This is a genomic window from Amycolatopsis regifaucium (assembly GCF_001613935.1).
Lineage (GTDB): Bacteria > Actinomycetota > Actinomycetes > Mycobacteriales > Pseudonocardiaceae > Amycolatopsis > Amycolatopsis regifaucium.
In genome coordinates, this window is sequence record NZ_LQCI01000051.1 from 36,201 (window position 1) to 52,754 (window position 16,554).

Annotated in this window: 12 protein-coding genes; 5 read left to right on the forward strand and 7 right to left on the reverse strand. The window is 67.6% G+C overall.

Annotated features, from left to right (window positions below; genetic code table 11):
• Positions 1–309: 309 nt before the first annotated feature.
• From AVL48_RS34250 to asnB, 3 genes are all read left to right on the forward strand, one after another.
• Positions 310–3,051, forward strand: coding sequence for a hypothetical protein (locus tag AVL48_RS34250; RefSeq protein ID WP_063816584.1), 2,742 nt, complete (start codon positions 310–312; stop codon positions 3,049–3,051).
• Complete coding sequence (locus AVL48_RS34255) at positions 3,048–5,333, forward strand: hypothetical protein (RefSeq protein ID WP_061988193.1); 2,286 nt, start codon at positions 3,048–3,050, stop codon at positions 5,331–5,333. The genes AVL48_RS34250 and AVL48_RS34255 overlap by 4 nt, the downstream gene beginning before the upstream one ends.
• Positions 5,334–5,789: 456 nt before the next feature.
• A complete protein-coding gene (asnB, locus tag AVL48_RS34260; RefSeq protein ID WP_061988195.1) occupies positions 5,790–7,541 on the forward strand; it encodes an asparagine synthase (glutamine-hydrolyzing) in 1,752 nt (583 codons plus the stop codon).
• A 71-nt stretch (positions 7,542–7,612) separates the two neighbouring features.
• On the opposite strand, the gene AVL48_RS34265 is transcribed toward asnB, so the two are convergent.
• The 7 genes from AVL48_RS34265 to AVL48_RS34295 are packed head-to-tail and all read right to left on the reverse strand — an operon-like array spanning position 7,613 to position 15,100.
• Entirely contained in the window at positions 7,613–8,872 is a 1,260-nt protein-coding gene (locus AVL48_RS34265; protein WP_061988197.1) for a nucleotide sugar dehydrogenase, read from the reverse strand.
• A gap of 9 nt (positions 8,873–8,881) precedes the next feature.
• A complete protein-coding gene (locus tag AVL48_RS34270) occupies positions 8,882–10,261 on the reverse strand; it encodes an MFS transporter (protein ID WP_061988199.1) in 1,380 nt (459 codons plus the stop codon).
• Complete coding sequence (locus AVL48_RS34275; RefSeq protein ID WP_061988201.1) at positions 10,258–10,437, reverse strand: hypothetical protein; 180 nt, start codon at positions 10,435–10,437, stop codon at positions 10,258–10,260. The genes AVL48_RS34270 and AVL48_RS34275 overlap by 4 nt, the downstream gene beginning before the upstream one ends.
• The gene (locus AVL48_RS34280; protein WP_061988203.1) at positions 10,434–11,129 is read right to left on the reverse strand and encodes a TfuA-like protein; all 696 of its coding nucleotides are present in this window, start codon (positions 11,127–11,129) and stop codon (positions 10,434–10,436) included. Before AVL48_RS34280 ends, AVL48_RS34275 begins: the two co-directional genes overlap by 4 nt.
• Positions 11,130–11,139: 10 nt before the next feature.
• Complete coding sequence (locus AVL48_RS34285) at positions 11,140–12,492, reverse strand: YcaO-like family protein (protein ID WP_061988205.1); 1,353 nt, start codon at positions 12,490–12,492, stop codon at positions 11,140–11,142.
• Positions 12,489–13,499: a selenoneine biosynthesis selenosugar synthase SenB gene (senB, locus tag AVL48_RS34290; RefSeq protein WP_208616212.1), complete on the reverse strand. Its 1,011-nt coding sequence runs from the start codon at positions 13,497–13,499 to the stop codon at positions 12,489–12,491. The genes AVL48_RS34285 and senB overlap by 4 nt, the downstream gene beginning before the upstream one ends.
• The gene (locus AVL48_RS34295) at positions 13,466–15,100 is read right to left on the reverse strand and encodes an NAD-dependent epimerase/dehydratase family protein (protein WP_061988207.1); all 1,635 of its coding nucleotides are present in this window, start codon (positions 15,098–15,100) and stop codon (positions 13,466–13,468) included. The genes senB and AVL48_RS34295 overlap by 34 nt, the downstream gene beginning before the upstream one ends.
• 197 nt (positions 15,101–15,297) lie before the next feature.
• Between AVL48_RS34295 and AVL48_RS34300 the strand changes: the two genes are divergently transcribed.
• Positions 15,298–15,702: an arsenate-mycothiol transferase ArsC gene (locus AVL48_RS34300; protein ID WP_061988274.1), complete on the forward strand. Its 405-nt coding sequence runs from the start codon at positions 15,298–15,300 to the stop codon at positions 15,700–15,702.
• 195 nt (positions 15,703–15,897) lie between these two features.
• The gene (locus tag AVL48_RS34305) at positions 15,898–16,467 is read left to right on the forward strand and encodes a dihydrofolate reductase family protein (protein ID WP_061988209.1); all 570 of its coding nucleotides are present in this window, start codon (positions 15,898–15,900) and stop codon (positions 16,465–16,467) included.
• The last annotated feature ends 87 nt before the right edge of the window (positions 16,468–16,554 follow it).

Genomic DNA, 16,554 nt, shown 5'->3' on the forward strand with positions numbered 1-16,554 from the left:
TGACCGGTGACGGTTGCGTCAGTGTCACTTCATCGCCGACGCCACCCGCGAAATCAACGAGAACGTCCTCCTGCGCTGATACCTATGCGAGGTGAGGCAGGAGCACCAGACACCCTCGCCGCACCGAAATCGCGTCGGCGACAGGGCGATGCCTCTTCGTGCGTACTTCCGGGCGATTCGGGGATTTGATCGTGTAACGGGCTACTTTGAGAATCGGCCTGGCAACCGGGGGCTTGGTTGCGTGCCGAGGCGGGATGGACATGCCTCTCTCGCCTTTCAATCGAGAAGCAATCACGTGAGGGAGGAAACGTGTCGTTGCTCGTCACGTTTACCAGCAAGGTGCCGCTGGCCAAAAGCGGACCAGACGCCAACTATCAGGTCTGGACCTACACCGTCCAGCCGTCGTCGGGCGATCTGGCGACCGTACCGCGCATCGCGCTGGCGGTGCCTGCCGACATCGACGTCCAGGACCCGCGCCGGTATCCGGACATAGCCGCTCTGGGTGGCGCGTTCCTCGAACACGACGCCAACCTGAGCCGACAGTACGTGGGCAAGACACTGGCCACGCCCGCGATCGGGCCGCAGACCATCTCGTTCGTGGCGCCGGCCGGCCAGTCCGAGCGGGAACTACTGCTGGCCAGTGGGGCCAGCGGCAGGCCGTGGACGGTCTTGCCTTACGCCACGGCCGCCGGCAGGCCGATAGCCAATGCGCAGGTGCTCCCGGCACCGAAGGCCGCGCCGCCGGTGACGAACGGCCGCCCCGTGCACCAGTTCGCCGGAACACTGCCTTACGCCAGCGAGGTGTTCGGCGTCTACCAGCCGCTGATGGGCTGGCGCGGCCGGCAGAACGAGCAACGCTTCACCGTCGGTGCGCTCACCCGTGACCAGCTCACCGCGTTCGCCGATGAGCACCCGCTCACCGACGCGGTGCTCTCCCCTGTCGGTCTGGTGAATCTATTCCGCGAGTACTTCTTCGAGTTCGACACATTTCTCGGTACATCGGCGGGGCATTTGTGGCTCAGCCCCGGTGGCACCGTCGAACTCATCGAGACCAGCACGCGGCGCACGCTCACCGAGCAGACCGCCGAGCAGTCCGAGACGATCAACCGCAAGGTCGAGGAGAGCCTGACCGACCAGAGCGACATCGCCGACGCCGTCAAGGAGTCCAACGCCAACGACACCACATTGGGTGCCAGCGCGTCGGGCGGCGGTGGCTTCGCCGGTATCTGGCACGCCGAGGGCAGCGCCTCATTCAGCAACAAGACCACGACGAACCGCTCGTCCGAGCTGACCCACAAGTACACCCGGACCCAGAGCAGCAAGGTCTCCAGCGAGATCACCCGCAACTTCAAGACCACCTTCAAGACCATTACCGAGACCACCGACACCAACAGCCGCCGGTACGTGGTGCAGAACACCACCGACAAGCTCGTCAACTACGAACTGCGGCGCAAGATGCGCAAGGTGGGCGTGCAACTGCAGCATCTCCGCAGCCAGCTTTCCTGGCAGACGTTCTCGGGACTGTCGACCGACGCCGACGGCAAATTGACCGGTACGGCGCCCGGCCTGAGCCTGGGGATCGGGGAGACGGTCAGCGTGGTGCCCGCGCCGGACCTCACCTCGGTCAAGAAGCCGGAGCTGCAGCCGATACCCGGGCAGAAGTCGGTGGTGTATCACCTGGCGGTGCCGTTCCAGCAGAGCCACGGTGGTGGCCCCGACAACGATGACCCTTATGAGCGGTCGTCGGAGAACGGGGATCACGGCATCAACAAGCCGACCGTGGGCGACGCGAACATCATCCAGTTCTGGTTCGAGTACCCGCTGCCCGACCCGCCCAGCGGGTACCAAGTGAGCAGGATCGGCCTGCTCGATTTCCACGGCGCGGACGTCCGATTCGTCACCGTGAACCCCGACCACGGCAAGCCGAACCCGAATGTCACACAGAACTCGTTCTCACTCCAGCTGACCTACGCCCATTTCCACGGCGCCATGAGCCTTCCCTTCGACGCGACGATCGTGTACGAACCGCTGTCCGCGACCGTGCAGGCGATCAAGGAGGCGAATGCCGCCGCGCAGGCGGACTACGACCGGTCGGTGACGTTGCTCCTGCGGAAGGCCTATGCGAACGCGGTGGCCTCGAGGCTCAAGACGGTCAGCGGAATCAAGCCGCGACCGTCCGAGGACCTGCGTACCGAGGAGCGGCAGGCCGTCTACGCCCACTTGATCCAGAAGTTGGAGTCGGTCATCCCGGACAAGCACCTGGCGTCCGAACTGATCCGCCAGATGTTCGATGTCGACCAGATGCTGTACTTCGTGGCGCCCGACTACTGGCGCCCCGGCGCCGCGGTCGGCGCCGCCGGCGCGGCGTCGCTCGGCCGGTACCCGGTGCCGCCGGCCATCTGGCTGCCCTCCGACGCGCCGGGGTACATGGACAAGCGCGACCCGCTGCTCGGCGAGACCGTGCTGAGCTGGTACTCGCACACCGCTTCGGAGAACAAGCCGGGCGCGACCGTGACGAACCCCGGGGACCCGAACAAGCCTCCGTCCGAGCAGGAGTATCGGGTCAACTACCTGGTCACCGGCGACTCGCAGCCGGCGCCGATGGGAAGTTCGCTGGGCTGGCTGATCCAGGCCGACGGCGACGCGCGGCGCAATGAGTTCCTCAACGCGGCCTGGGTCAAGGTGGTGCTGCCCATCCGACCGGGCTTCGAGTCGGCGGCGTACGACTGGCTGAGGCAAGCCAACGTGGAAGGGACCGACAACCTTACGTTGCCCTACGCCTGGCAGGCCGGGGATCCACCGGAATGGCAAGGCAAGCAGATCGGCGAGGTGCTGAAGCTGCTGGCCGTCGAACTGCAGGGTGCCAACACCACAATGGCCAACACGCTGGCCACCGAGACCGTGTTCCAAACAGGCTTTGATCCTTTGGAGGGCGGATTCCGGCCCGCCGAGCCGTACCAGATCTTCGACCAGTGGATCGAGGTCCTGCCGACCGACCAGATCGTCGCGGTCGAGGTCGAATACGACCCCAAGACCGGGCAACAGCTGTGACCGGCGCCCACCGGTCGGCGCCACCGGCCGCGCCTCGATGGACCGTCGTACCCAAGCCACGCTGGCAGGACCCGGACCTCACCGGATTCTACGAGTCCGCGCACGCCGACGGGGGCCCGTACGCGGGTCTGCAGGTCCAGCTCAACCAGGCCGGGCAGGTGCTGGCGGGGTGGGCGGTGCCGCCGCCGACCGGCGTGCCGGCGGCACCGGTGCGATGCTTCGCGCCGAACGCGACCGGCCCGCGCTGGACCAGGCGCGAGATCGCGCTGGTGTTCGTGGTCGACCTCGACGTGGCCAGGCGCGACAGGCAGGACGGCAGCGCACCGGTGTACTCGGTGACCGTGCCGCTGTCCACTCGCACCGGCCCATCGGACGCGTGGTACCCGGGTGCCGATCCCAGCGAGGTGCTGACCCGGCTGTCCTCGGGCAGCGGATCGGTGCCGGTGGGCCGATTCCGGATCTCCGGGTCCGGCGCGAAGCAGGTGCTGGAGGTCCAGTTCGAACAGGGTGCGGCGTACGAGAAACTGCTACGCCTCAACGCCGTGCCGCGAGTGCCCGCAGCCGATGGGGCCTGGACGGCGAGCCGAGGGCCGGGCAAGGACCCGTTCACCATGTGGGCTGCAACCCACGCCCGCCCTATTCCCAATGGATACCTCGAGGACGCCGCGGCCGCGCTCGCCAACGACTGGTCGACGAGGCAGAGCCCGAAACCGCCGCCGAACACGCTCGCCGACGTCGCGTACGCCTGGTACACCTCGACCGGGCCGGTGCGGCAGGCGAGGCGGGAGACGTTCCTGAACCGGATCATCACCTGGCTTTCCGGCACCACGCCGAATCCGACATGGGCATACGCAGGCCGGACTCGTTCGGCGCTGCTCGAAGCGCTCGCCGCACACCGTATCGAGGCTCCCAACGAGAACGGCGCGCTGATCAGCCACAGCTACCTTCGGTTGCTCGACCAGGCGTGCGAGGAGGAACGGCAGCACTGGATGGCCAACGACCGATCGGGGGTCGACCTGTCCAAACCACTGAGTTTCGCGGCGACCAGGGCAGGCACGTTCCTGTACACGTTCTCGCTGGCCACTGGTTCGGTGATCCCGCTGCCGGACTGGGTCACCGGCAAGATCCCCGAACCTGGAAAGTTCCTCCGCATCCCGCCGGTCGTCGGCCTGACCATCGGCTTCAATCCCTTTTACATGCAGGTGAAGAAGGAGAAGGTGGAGGTCAAGACCGACAGCGAGGGCAAGCTGTCGGTCGGCAAGGACGGCAAGATCGAGTGCAAGTCGCGCAGCACGGTTTTCGACACGACGCAGACCGCGGGCTCCGGCCTGATCGGCGCCTACTTCGACGTGGGCGGCGGCTTTCCCAGCCCCGGCGTGGACGCCAAGAGCTTCGAGCTGCTCACCACCTACGACCTGGGCAAGGACGCGTTCGACGGCGCGTCGTTCGAGCTCGGCACGATCAGCGTGGGCACGGCCGCAGGCCTGACCTGGTCGGGGCAGCTGGCCAAGTCGGTGATGTTCCACGTCTGGAAGGAAGATCCGGCGCAGCCTTACGACATCAGTACGATCGTGGAATTACCTGCAGGCATCAAAAAACCGACGGTCAAGACCAAATTGGAGTTCATCACCTCGGACGATCTGAAACCCGCGGGAAACCTGGCCGCCGCCGGCGTCGGCCGGGGCTGGTTGGTCGCCGGCGCCCACATGCCAGCGGTCACGGCAACGCCGGAAACACCCCGCCCGGTGCCGACGGCGCAGCTCGACGCGGCGGCGCGGATCGAGAGCTGTTTCACGGTCGACTCGAATCTGATATCGGACCTCGCCCGGCCCATCGGCCCGTTCACATCGCGCGCCGTATTGGAAGTCTCGCTGGCCGAGAACCGCGCTGCCCTCGTCAATCCCTTGGTACTGCGTGAAGTCATCGGCTGGGCCTCGCCTGAGGGCCGCACGCCGGACAACCAAGACCTGTCCGCGGCGCGCGCTCAGGCCTTGGCGCAGGCGTACCAGGACGCGTTCCCTGCCGGATCGGTGCCGCCGATCGACAGGAGCCGCGTCGTCGGCTTCGGCGAGATCCCGGCCGAGACCGTGGGCAGCCTGGACGACCCGGAGACCGTACTCGGCATGGACTCCACCAACCCGGCCTTCCGCGCTGCCTACAACGCCTGGCTGCGGAGTAACCCGACGCAAACCGCCCAATGGCCAGACTGGCGGCGCGCTGAGTTGCGAATCTCGGGCCGGACGACCATCGCGGCATCCGGCCCACAGACCCCGTACAGATGACCCAGCGGACACTGCTGCTTCGTCTGAGCCGCAGCATTTTCGACCGACGCAGCCGCAGAGTCTCAGCGCTCGTGACGCGTCGAAGAATGATCAAGTGTGACGACAGGCGCTAGTTGGCATCAACAGGAGATGGTTGGCACGGTCGCTGCCCGCAGTTGCAATGCCGCTGTGGCCGGACGGAATCGTAGGATGGATCTTGATGGTGAGCACGACCGCTGGGTGTAGACCGGACATGAGTGCTGGTATATCCGTGTGCGACTGCGGCTCTTGGCGACGAGGCAAGGAGGCCGCCACACCGCGCATAAGTGAAGTCACGTGGTCGTAGGTCCTCATGATGCCCTTCATCCCCTGCCAAGGCCGGCCCTCGGCCACTGGGTTTCCGGCACTTCGCGATTCTCACTCGGTCCGGCAATACGGGAGTTCTCGCCGCCGCCGCGCCAGTGCGACGCTGGACGGATGTGCGGTATCGCCGGTTGGGTGGATTTCGGGCGGGATCTGACGCGGGAGCGTGACACGGTCCAGGCAATGACGGACACCATGACGAAACGGGGTCCCGACGCCGGTGGGATCTGGCTCTCCCCGCACGCCGCTCTCGGCCACCGTCGGCTGTCGATCATCGACCTCGACGGCGGTCGCCAGCCGATGGCGGCGGGTCCGGCCGTCCTCACCTACAGCGGCGAGGTCTACAACTTCCGGGAGCTGCGGGCGGAACTCACCGGCCGTGGCCATCGGTTCGGCACCCGCAGCGACACCGAGGTCGTCCTGCGTGCCTTCCTCGAATGGGGTGAGGCGTTCGTCGACCGGCTCAACGGTATGTACGCGTTCGCGATCTGGGACGGCGACGAGTTGCTGCTGGTCCGTGACCGCATGGGCGTCAAGCCGCTCTTCTACTTCCCCACCGCGGACGGCGTGCTCTTCGGTTCGGAGCCCAAGGCGATTCTCGCGAACCCGCTCGCCGAACGCGTCCTCGACACCGACGGCCTGCGGGATCTGCTCTCGGTGGCGAAGAACCCCGGGCACGCCGTCTTCCGCGGAATGCGCGAGCTTCCGCCGGGAAACACGCTGCGGGTGCGCCGTGACGGCATCGAGCTGCGGGAGTACTGGTCGCTCCAGGCCCGGGAGCACCCCGACGACCTCGCCACCACGATCGGCACGGTCAGGGAACTGCTCGAAGACACCGTCGCCCGCCAGCTGGTGGCGGACGTGCCGCTGTGCACGCTGCTTTCCGGCGGGCTCGACTCCAGCACGCTCACCGCCCTCGCGGCGAGGACCTCCGACGTCCGGTCCTATTCGGTCAAGGTGACCGACCAGCCGGGCGACAACCTCGACCACGTGCACGCGCGGCTGGTCGCGGACCACGTCGGCGCGCGGTACGAGGAGATCCTGCACACCACCGTCGATCTTCTCGCGCCGTCGGTGAAGGCGGCTGTGCTGACCGCGTACGACCTGCCGATCGCCAAAGGCGACGAGCACGCTTCGCTGCACGAGCTGTTCCGGCTGGTCCGGGAGCGGTCGACGGTGGCGTTGTCCGGCGAATGCGGCGATGAGGTCTTCGGCGGTTACCGCTGGTACCGGAAGCCCGACGCGGTCTGGTCGGGCACGTTCCCGTGGGTCCACTCCGGACGGAGCCGCCACGAGGGGCTTGAACTGCTCTTCGCGCCGGACCTGATGACGAAACTCGGTTTGCGTGAATACGAACGTGACAGCCATGATTCCGCCCTCGCCGAACTGTCCACTGTGTCCGGTGAGGATCCGCTCGAAGCGCGGATGCGCGAGGTGACCTACCTCGGGCTGACCCGGCACGCGCAGGTGCTGTTCGACCGCAAGGACCGGATGAGCATGGCGGCCGGACTGGAGGTACGCGTGCCGTTCACCGACCACCGCCTCGTCGAGTACACCTTCAACGTTCCGTGGTCGATGAAGAACTTCGACGGCCGCGAGAAGAGCCTCTTGCGTGCCGTGGGTAAGGACCTGCTCCCCGCCGAGGTACTGAGCCGCGCCAAGACACCATACCCGTCCATTGAGGACGATTCCTACGACCGCATCCTGCGCGACCGGCTGCGGAGCCTGATCCTCGCGAAGGACGAACCGCTTTCACCGTTGCTGACCGGCGAATTCCCCGAGGGGCGGCTCACCCGACCCGCGCTGGAGACCACGTTGCAGCTCAACGACTGGCTCAAGGCCTACGACGTCCGGCTCGTGCTCTAGGCCGGGTCCCGTCACGCGTCCCGTCCTCTGCTCGCGGAGAGGTTCCGCGAGCAGAGGACGGAACGCGTGGTTCACAGAGCGACGACGTGGGCATCGTGGGGAACGGCACCCCTGGTGTCCAACAGCAGCCGCGCGCCGCGGGCGAGGGCGTCGACGTCGTAGGCGGTGTGCTTCTGCAGCAGGATCGTCAGATCGGCCGAGGCGAGTTCCGCCGTCAAATCGGCCGCCCGCGGTACCGATTCGCCGTGCACGCGCCAGTCCGTGACGTGCGGATCGTGGTAGACGACGTCGGCGCCCAGGTCCCGCAGCCGCACCGCCACCGGCAGCGCGGGTGACTCGCGCTGGTCGGCGATGTCGGGTTTGTAGGTCACGCCGAGTAGGAGCACCCGCGAACCGCGCAACGCCCGGCCGGATTCGTTGAGCATGTCCTGCGCCCGTTCGACGACGTAGCGCGGCATACGCGTGTTGATCTCCTGCGCCAGTTCGACGAACCGGAACGGGTAGCCGAGGGTACGGACCTTGTACGACAGGTAGTTCGGGTCGATCGGGATACAGTGCCCGCCGACCCCCGGCCCCGGCCGGAACGACTGGAACCCGAACGGTTTCGTGGCGGCGCACGAGATGACGTCCCACAGGTCGATGCCGAGTTCGTGGCAGAACACCGCCATCTCGTTCATCAGCGCGATGTTCACGTGCCGGTAGGTGTTCTCCAGCAGCTTCGCCATTTCGGCCTCGCGAGTGCCCTTGGCGGGTACGACGTCGTCGACGAACCGGCCGTAGAACTCCGCCACCGCGGCCGCGCACGCAGGCGTCAGCCCGCCGACGACCTTCGGGGTGTTGCGGATGCCGTAGACCGCGTTGCCGGGGTCGACCCGCTCCGGCGAGAACGCCAGGCAGAAGTCCTCCCCCGCGCGCAGCCCCGACCATTCCAGGATCGGGGCGACGACCTCTTCGGTCGTCCCGGGGTACGTGGTCGATTCCAGAATCACCAGTGTTCCCGGCTTCAGCTGACGGCTCACCGCCTCGGCGGCGGCCTTCACCGCGCCGAGGTCCGGACCGCCGTCGGACGCCAGCGGCGTCGGCACGCAGATCACGATGACGTCGGCCGAGGTGAGCACGCCTTCGTCGGTGGTCGCGGCGAACCCCGCCGCCACCATCGTCGCCACGTCCGCGTCCGGGATGTCGTCCACATGCGACAGTCCGGTGTTGAGCGCGGCGACGACGCGCTCGTTCTGGTCCAGCCCGGCGACGGTGAGTCCGGCGCGGACGGCTTCCCTGGCCAACGGCAGTCCCACGTACCCCAGGCCGATGACGGCGAGATCCTTTTGCACGAGTGCCTCCTAGATGCGGGTCCTCAGCGCCAAAAGGCAGGCCGGGAGCGCGATGAGTGCCACGAAGGCGAAAACCACCCCGTAGACGAGGCCGCCGGAGTAGCCGACGGCGGTACCGACGTTGAAGAGCGCGCCCGCCGCACCGATCATCACGACGCTGCCGAGTCCCTGGGAGACCTGCATGGCGGCCGAGTAACGCCCCTGGTCCTCCGGGGGGCAGTGGTCGAACGCGAGCACGGTGAGACTCGGCAACACCAGCCCCATCCCGAATCCGGCGACGATCAGCGCGACGCTCGCGGTCATCGGTGGCACCACGGCGAGCACGCCGAGGATCGCGATCAGGCTGGATCCCGCGATCACCACGGAACCGAGCAGGACGAGCTTGTGCCTAGGTACCTCCGACCACGGGTGCCCCTGCAACCAGGCCGCGCCCGCCCACAGCAACGTGGCGCCGGTGAACGAGATACCGGCGGCGGTGACCGAGATCTGCCGCTGGTTGATCAACATCAACGGGATGTAGGACTCCAGCGCGAAATAGATACCGGAAGCCAGGCCCCGCAACAGGATCGCCGCGGGAATGCCCCGCACCGCGCGCAGCGTCCCCTCGGGAAGCAGCCGGGGGACACTGATCACCAGCGCGATCACGCCGCCGAGCGCGAACAGGACGTGCACCAGGTCGAGCCCCGAAGCACCGAAGTGCAGGATCCCGGCGGCCACCGCGACGATGGCCGCGGCCCGGACGAGACCCGGCGGTGTCGAGCGCTCTTCGGCGGCGACCGGGCTGAGCCGCCGAAGGAAACCGAGCGGGATCAGCGAGGCGACCGAAACCAGGATGGCGAGGCCGAAGAACACCCATCGCCACGACAGCAGTTCGGTGACGATCCCGGCGATCGCCGGACCGATCATCGACGGCACGATCCAGCAGGTGCTCATCAGCGACAGCGCCTTCGGCCGCAGCTTCGACGGATACGACTGCGCGATGGTGACGTTGAGCCCGACGACCACGACGCTGCTCGCGAAACCCTGCACACAGCGCCCGGCGATCAGTTGCCACACCGTCGTCGCGGTCCCGGCGAGCAGCAACCCGGCGAGGAACAGGCCCAGTCCGAGCACCAGCAGCAGCCGGGGACCCCGTTTGTCGGCGATCTCCCCCGCCAGGACGCTGCCGAACAGGCTCATCGTGACGAACCCGCCCAGCGCCAGCGCGTACACGGTGAGCCCGTCGAGCCGGCCGACCGCCACCGGAAGGGTGGTGACCAGCGCCAGCGCGGCGAACCCTTCGAGGAACATCACGGAGGCGAACCCGATCGTGCTCGCCCGGTACTCCTTGGAGAAGATGCCCACCTTCGCCGGGGTGACGTCCTCCTCCGTCAGCGGCGCGGCGGTCATTCGATCGACGTCATGATCGTCATGGTCAACGACTCCAGCGTGCCCTGGACGCCGTCGGACGAGGTCCGCACGGCCTCCAGGAAGCGTTCGAGCTGTTCGGGACTGAACCCGGCCAGCGGGGCGAGCGACGGGTCGACCGATCCCTCCGGAAGCGGTCGTGGGACGGGAATGCTCACAGCGCACCTCGGGATTCGACGGTGGTGATCCGCGGTTGTCCGCCCGGATCGAGGAAGTCCCGCATCGCCGCGAGCAGCAGCACGGCGTCCTCACGTTTCGTGTCGGGCGCCCCGCCGTCGAAGAAGGCGGCGATCCTGGCGTGCTCGTCCGCCGGGATCTCCCGGCGCAGCAACAGGAGCACGGTCCGGGTGACGCGTTGCGGGAAGTACAGTTCCTTCGCGATCTCGAGGAACCGCTCCCCCGTTTCCGGGGCGAACGCGCCTTCCTCGACACCGGCGGCGATGGCGAACCGCAGGTTGACCATCGGTTCGGACAACGCCGAAAGATTTTCTTCGTCGTAGGTGACGGCGACCTCGTCGTCGGCGTCGATCCGCCCGGAGAAGTACTCCTCGTAGATCTTGCCGACACCGACCATGCCGAACGGCGAACATTCCGCCGCCCGCAAGGCGCCCATACTCGACGAACCGAACATCGTGACCCCGCGGTCCATCGCCTCGAGCACCTCCTTCGGCGAGATGCACAGGCTCTGCAGGAAACGGCCGTCCACGATGCCGATGGCCTCGGGCGGCTCCGGCCGGGCCAGCAGTTCGGCGAGATCGCCCCGTTTGACCGGGGGCAGGAACTCGACGTCGAGTTCGGCGGACGCCGCTTCCCGGTCGATGCTCGGGCCGATGAAAACCACTGCGCGCATGACGGATCTCCTAGGCGGGCTTGGAAAGTTCGGCGGCGCGCTTGCGGGCCGACAGTTCGAGCAGGGCGTTGTTCCACACCGTCGCGCCGCGCGGACCGATCTTGCAGTGGTCGACGGCCCACGATTCGAGCCGGGGCACGATCACCCGCACGACGCTGACCGGGATCCCCGGCGGCGAGAGATCGACGGCGAGCGCACGCTCGATGCCGGCGGCGCGGATCCGGTCCAGGATCAGCTTGATGTCGGTCATCACGTCGTCGGTGGTCCACGACGGGATGTCGTCGAACGCGACCTGCTTGCGCATCGGCTGCCAGGCCCACGCGCCCTTGTCGATGGTCGCCGACCGCTGGACGTGGTTCTGGTACTTGGACACGTTCTCGGTCGGGAGCCGGATGTCTTCGCGCATCGCCTGGATGTCGACGGCCCGGCCCTGCGCGCATTCGGTGATGGCGCGGATCAGCGCCACGTTCGCGTCGGGATGCGTGCCGAACCCGCCGTGTCCCTGCGACGTGGTCGGGCCGAGGTCTTCGGAGGTGGCGGCGAGGAAGCTCGGGATCTCCAGATCCGAGGTGATGTGCACGATCCGCATCCGCAGCCCGGCGTCGTGGAACTTGTCCACGAGGGACTTCGCCAGCGGAGGCAGCGATTCCAGGTCCACGTGCGGATGCAGTTCACGCAGATACGAAGTGATGTGCTCGGGCTGCGGATCGACGAAGATGCCCTTCTCCAGCACCTGGGCGAGCTGGCTGCTCACGAGTTCGGCGTTGGTCATCGAATCGCGTTCGATCAGTTCGGTGAGCGCGTGGCAGATGGCCTCTTCGATGCTGTTGCCCGACGCGAGCCCGTTGGTGGAAAGCACCTTGTAGCAAGGGGGTTCGTGGAACTTCAGTCCGTAGACGGCACACGCCTGCGGGATGAGGACGGACTCTTCGTTCATCAGGTCGTAGGCCTCGACCCACGAGATCGGGAGATCGTCACGGTAGTGCGCGGAGAGTTCGGCGTTGTTCTCCCGCGGGTCCAGCACCGTACGGCCCTCGGCGACCAGTTCCGCATAGGACGCGATGACGTCCGGCCGCACCGGCAGCGCCGCGGAAAACCGCTCGATCGCCTCCATCGCCGCGGACGTCTTCGCGTCGATGTTCCGGAGGCCTTTGCCGTTGTAGACCGAGATGATGTCGTTGGATCGGGGCGCGATGGCGTTGTAGACCGGGATGCCGACCCGGTCGAGCCAGGTGATCTCCGCGACCCGGGTGACCCCGGCGCGCCGCAGATGCGGCTCGATCCGCGCGTAGGTCTGCTCGGCGGTGAACTCCCGGTGCACCCCGCCGCCCCCGACCTTCGGAACGCTCTTCCTGAGTTTCATCGCACTCCCTCGTATCCGGCGTTCGTGGGCACCGCTTCGGCGAGCAGCCGCTTCCATGCCTCGGTTTCGCGCTCCGGATCCACCGAAGCGCGGCGGGCGGCGCACTGCCGCCGCAACTGCGTGTAAAGCCCGTCGTGGTCACGCTCGGCGGCGTCGAGTACCGCCGCGAGCGCGTCCGTGTCGCCGACGGGGAAATAACCGGCGTAGTCCTCACCGAGCAACCCGACCGAACCCGGGATGCGGGTCGAGACGATCGGGACACCGGCGGCGAGTGCTTCGGTGACCACGTTCGCACCGCCCTCGTGCAGCGACGTGAGCACCAGCAGCCGGCTACGGGCGAGGACGGCGAGCGCTTCGGGCCGCGGCAACGGCCCGAGCCACGAATAGCGTGGATTTTCCGCGGACTCGGCGCGCAGCCGATCGCCGATGTCGTCCTCGCGGACCCCGCCGACGTGGGTCACGGTGACGCGGGACGACGACGGCAGCAGGCGCACCGCCTCGCACAGCCGAAGTGGGTCCTTGACCGGCCTGGCGTGCGCGAGGAAGGCGATCTCGAACCGGTCCTCGGCGGGTGTCCCGCCGGAGATCGGCGGCATGGACTGCGTGATCACCCTGGTGCGGCTCCGCAACCCGGGCGGGACCTGCCGAATTCCTTGCGGCTGAAGGACGACGATGCGCGTCGCATGTTCGAGGAGGGTCAGGTCGACCCCGCCGGTGACCAGGTCCGGGTAGAGATCGGTGCCGGTCAGCGCGATCACGATCGCGGCGGCCGGGCAGGCGGCGCCGAAGGCCCGGATCGCGGCCTCGCTCTTGCGGGCGTGCAGTGCGACGAGCAGATCGTGAGTGCCGCCGTCGTAGTCCTGAACCACGCGGACCTCGTGGCCGAGGTGCCGGAACAGGTGCGCCCAGCGGCGCGCGGTGACGCCGTTGCCGTAGTCGCTGCCCTCCGGGACCGGTCCGGCGACGAGGATCTTCATCGGTCCCATTCCCGGTCGTAGGCCAGCCATTTCCCGAAGGTACGGACGGCTTCGTCGGCCGGGACGGTGGCGGTCCAGCCGAGTTCGGCCGCGGCGAGGCCGAGTTTCAGCACGGTCGTCTCCGACGATGAGATGACCGCTTCCGTCGGCACGGATCGAACCGACGCGCAGACGATCTTCGCCAGCTCGCCGCCGGTGAGCGTGGCCGTCGCGATGTCGTACCCCGGGGAGACCGGCGCCCCGGTCAGCACCGCGTCGATCGCGCTCGCCAGGTCCCGCACGTCGGTGAACTGGTGCACGCGCTCGGGATCGACCGGCAAGGTCTTACGCGTCCATGCCAGCTGGATCCACCGCGCCACCTCGGAATCCGCCGGGGTGTGCGGTCCGATCGGCGTCGCGCACCGCAGGACGTGCTCACGCGCGCCGGTGTCGACGATGACGCAGAAGACGTCACCCGGATCCGGCTCGTCGCCGAGCTGGACGAGACGCGTGGAAGCGGACGCGCTTTCGCCGCTGACGATCTCGTGACCGAGTTCGGCCAGCAACCCGGCCAGATACCCGGTGAGCGGCGCGTCGGAACCGGTGACCGCGACCTGGAGCGCACTGCCCGCACGCGGACGCCGGGGCCGGGCCGCCCGTGCCCGTCCCGCGGCGAAGGCCTTGACCGCCACTTCGTGGTGTGAAGCCGTGATCGCCTCGATCTCGGATGCGGTGAGCTGGTCGCAGAGACCGCCGGGGCCGATGCTCGCGAGCGCGAGATCCAGCGCCTCACCTTCGACGACGTCCACAGAGGACAGTCCCATGGCGAACGCCGTCAGCCAGGTCTGCCAGGCGCCTTCGGAAAGATCACCGCCCTGCGCGAATTCGGTTCTGCACTCCTGCGGCGAAATCCCCGATCGCCGCAGGAGCCGTTCTGTGCCGAGGTATTCCCAGTGCCCGCCTGCCCGTACGGCACATTCCGACGTGACGTGCTTGTGAAAGGGGATCACCTCGTGTTCGGCGACCGCGCCGTCCACGGCCGTCGGCGCGACACCGGAGAAGCAGGAAGAACGCCGGAGCCCGTGCGCGTCATTACCGGCGACACTGGGCAGACCGGAATGCTCGACGGTATTCGGCACGGCGATGCGGATCGGCATCCCGACGGCCTTCAGATACCGGAACATGAGCACGTCGCACGGCCAGCCCTCCGGATGCGCGTCGGCGTAGGGCGCGTAACCGCGAGCGACCGCCGCGGGCAACATCATGGCGACACAGGGCGCGTATTCATTGACCGCGGTCGCCCAGCAGGCACCGGCGGCGGCCGCCATCCGAACGGCCGCGCCGTTGCGGGAATTCCAGTTGGCGTAGAAGGCGATGGCGTCCCCGGGCAGTCTCGCGGCCGCTTTTCGCGCGTGTTCGAAGAAGCCGTCCGCGAGCTGGACGTCGTCCTGCAGCACGAGAAAGTGAGTGGCATCCTCCGGAACGCTGCTCCAGGCGAGTCTCGCCGTCCGCAACGCCGTAGGTGGCCCGTCCGGATCGGGGTCCAGGACCACGCGCAGCGCACCGGCGGGGTCGAGCCGCGCGAGTTCCTCCGCGGCCGCCTCGCGCCTGGGATGCGCCATCACGGCGCCGCTGAGCCGTACCTCGGTCATCGATAACCCCCACCGTCTTTTACGGGCACCGGAAAAGTGTGCCAGCGCCGATAAACCCTGCTCATCTCCGTGGATGCGAGTAGGACGGAATGGTGAAGTTCTCCTCGATTGCCACCCTTTTCCTCACCCGGGATGGATGAGGTTTTCACGGGTAACCTCGGTAGCAGAGCACATCACCGAGTAGAATGGGCGGCGCGATGACGGAAATCCTGTTCGTGTGCGTGCACAACGCGAGCCGGTCGCAAATGGCGGCCGCCCTGCTGAAGCATCACGGATTCGGCAGGGTCACCGTACGGTCCGCGGGCTGCGACCCGGCGGAGAAGATCAACCCGCTCGTGGCCGGTGCCCTGGCGGAATGGGACGTCGACATTTCGGCGGAGGTACCGAGTCAGGTCACCTACGCGGACGTCGAGGCCGCGGACATCGTGATCACCATGGGCTGCCGGACCTACCCGGTCGCCGAGGGAACGCGGTACGTCGAGTGGGTCGTCCCCGACCCGGAGACCGAAGGGGTCTCCGGCATCCGGCCGTTACGGGACGATATGGACCGCCGCGTGCGGGAACTACTGGCGTCCCTCGTGGACGCTCCGGTGCCCGGCTAGCGGCCGGATCCGGACGGTCGTCGCGCAAGTCCCGGTGGTGAACGTGCTGCCGGACGCTTCGGAGCGGCACGCCGAGGGTCGACGTCCGCGACACCCCCGCGAAACTTTTTTCCCGGAGGTGTCGATTCGCGTCGGGCGCGTTCGTAGCCAGGGTGAGAGGCCGGCGACGGGCCGGCCGCGCCTGAGGAGAGTGCCATGACCGTCCCCTACACCTTCGACATCTTCTGCAGCCTCGACGGCTTCGGTTCGCACAGCGGCGACTGGGGCGGCTACTGGGGCAAGCAAGGCCCTGAGCTGCTCGAACGTCGCCTGTCGCTGTACGACGAGCCGCAGCGGATGGTGTTCGGGGCGGCTACGGCTTCCCTCAACGCGCAGATGCTGTCTTCGCTCGGCCCGGAGTCACTCGACCCTTGGGTCACCCGGATGCGGGCCCTTCCGGCGACGGTCGTGTCGAACACGCTGCGAGAGCTCGACTGGCCGGACGCGACCATTGTGAGCGGCGACGCCGTCGACGTCATCGCCCGGCTCAAGGAGGAGTCCGACCTGCCCCTGCGTTCGCACGGCAGCCTGTCGTTGAACCGGACGCTGATGGCCGCCGGTCTGGTCGACCGCGTCCAGGTGACGATCTTCCCCGTCCTGACCGGTCAGACCGGCGAGCGCCCGATCTTCCAGGGCGCGGCCGACTTCGACCTCGACCTGCTCGAAAGCCGGACGCTCGACGGCCGCACCCAGGAGCTGATCTACCGGCCCGTCCGGCACGGCTGAAACCTTTGGTGAGTGATTCGGGTCGTTCTACTCAAGGGTGTTCTAGGTACCTAAAAGAGGTTTCGCTCTAACGACTCGAATCACTCA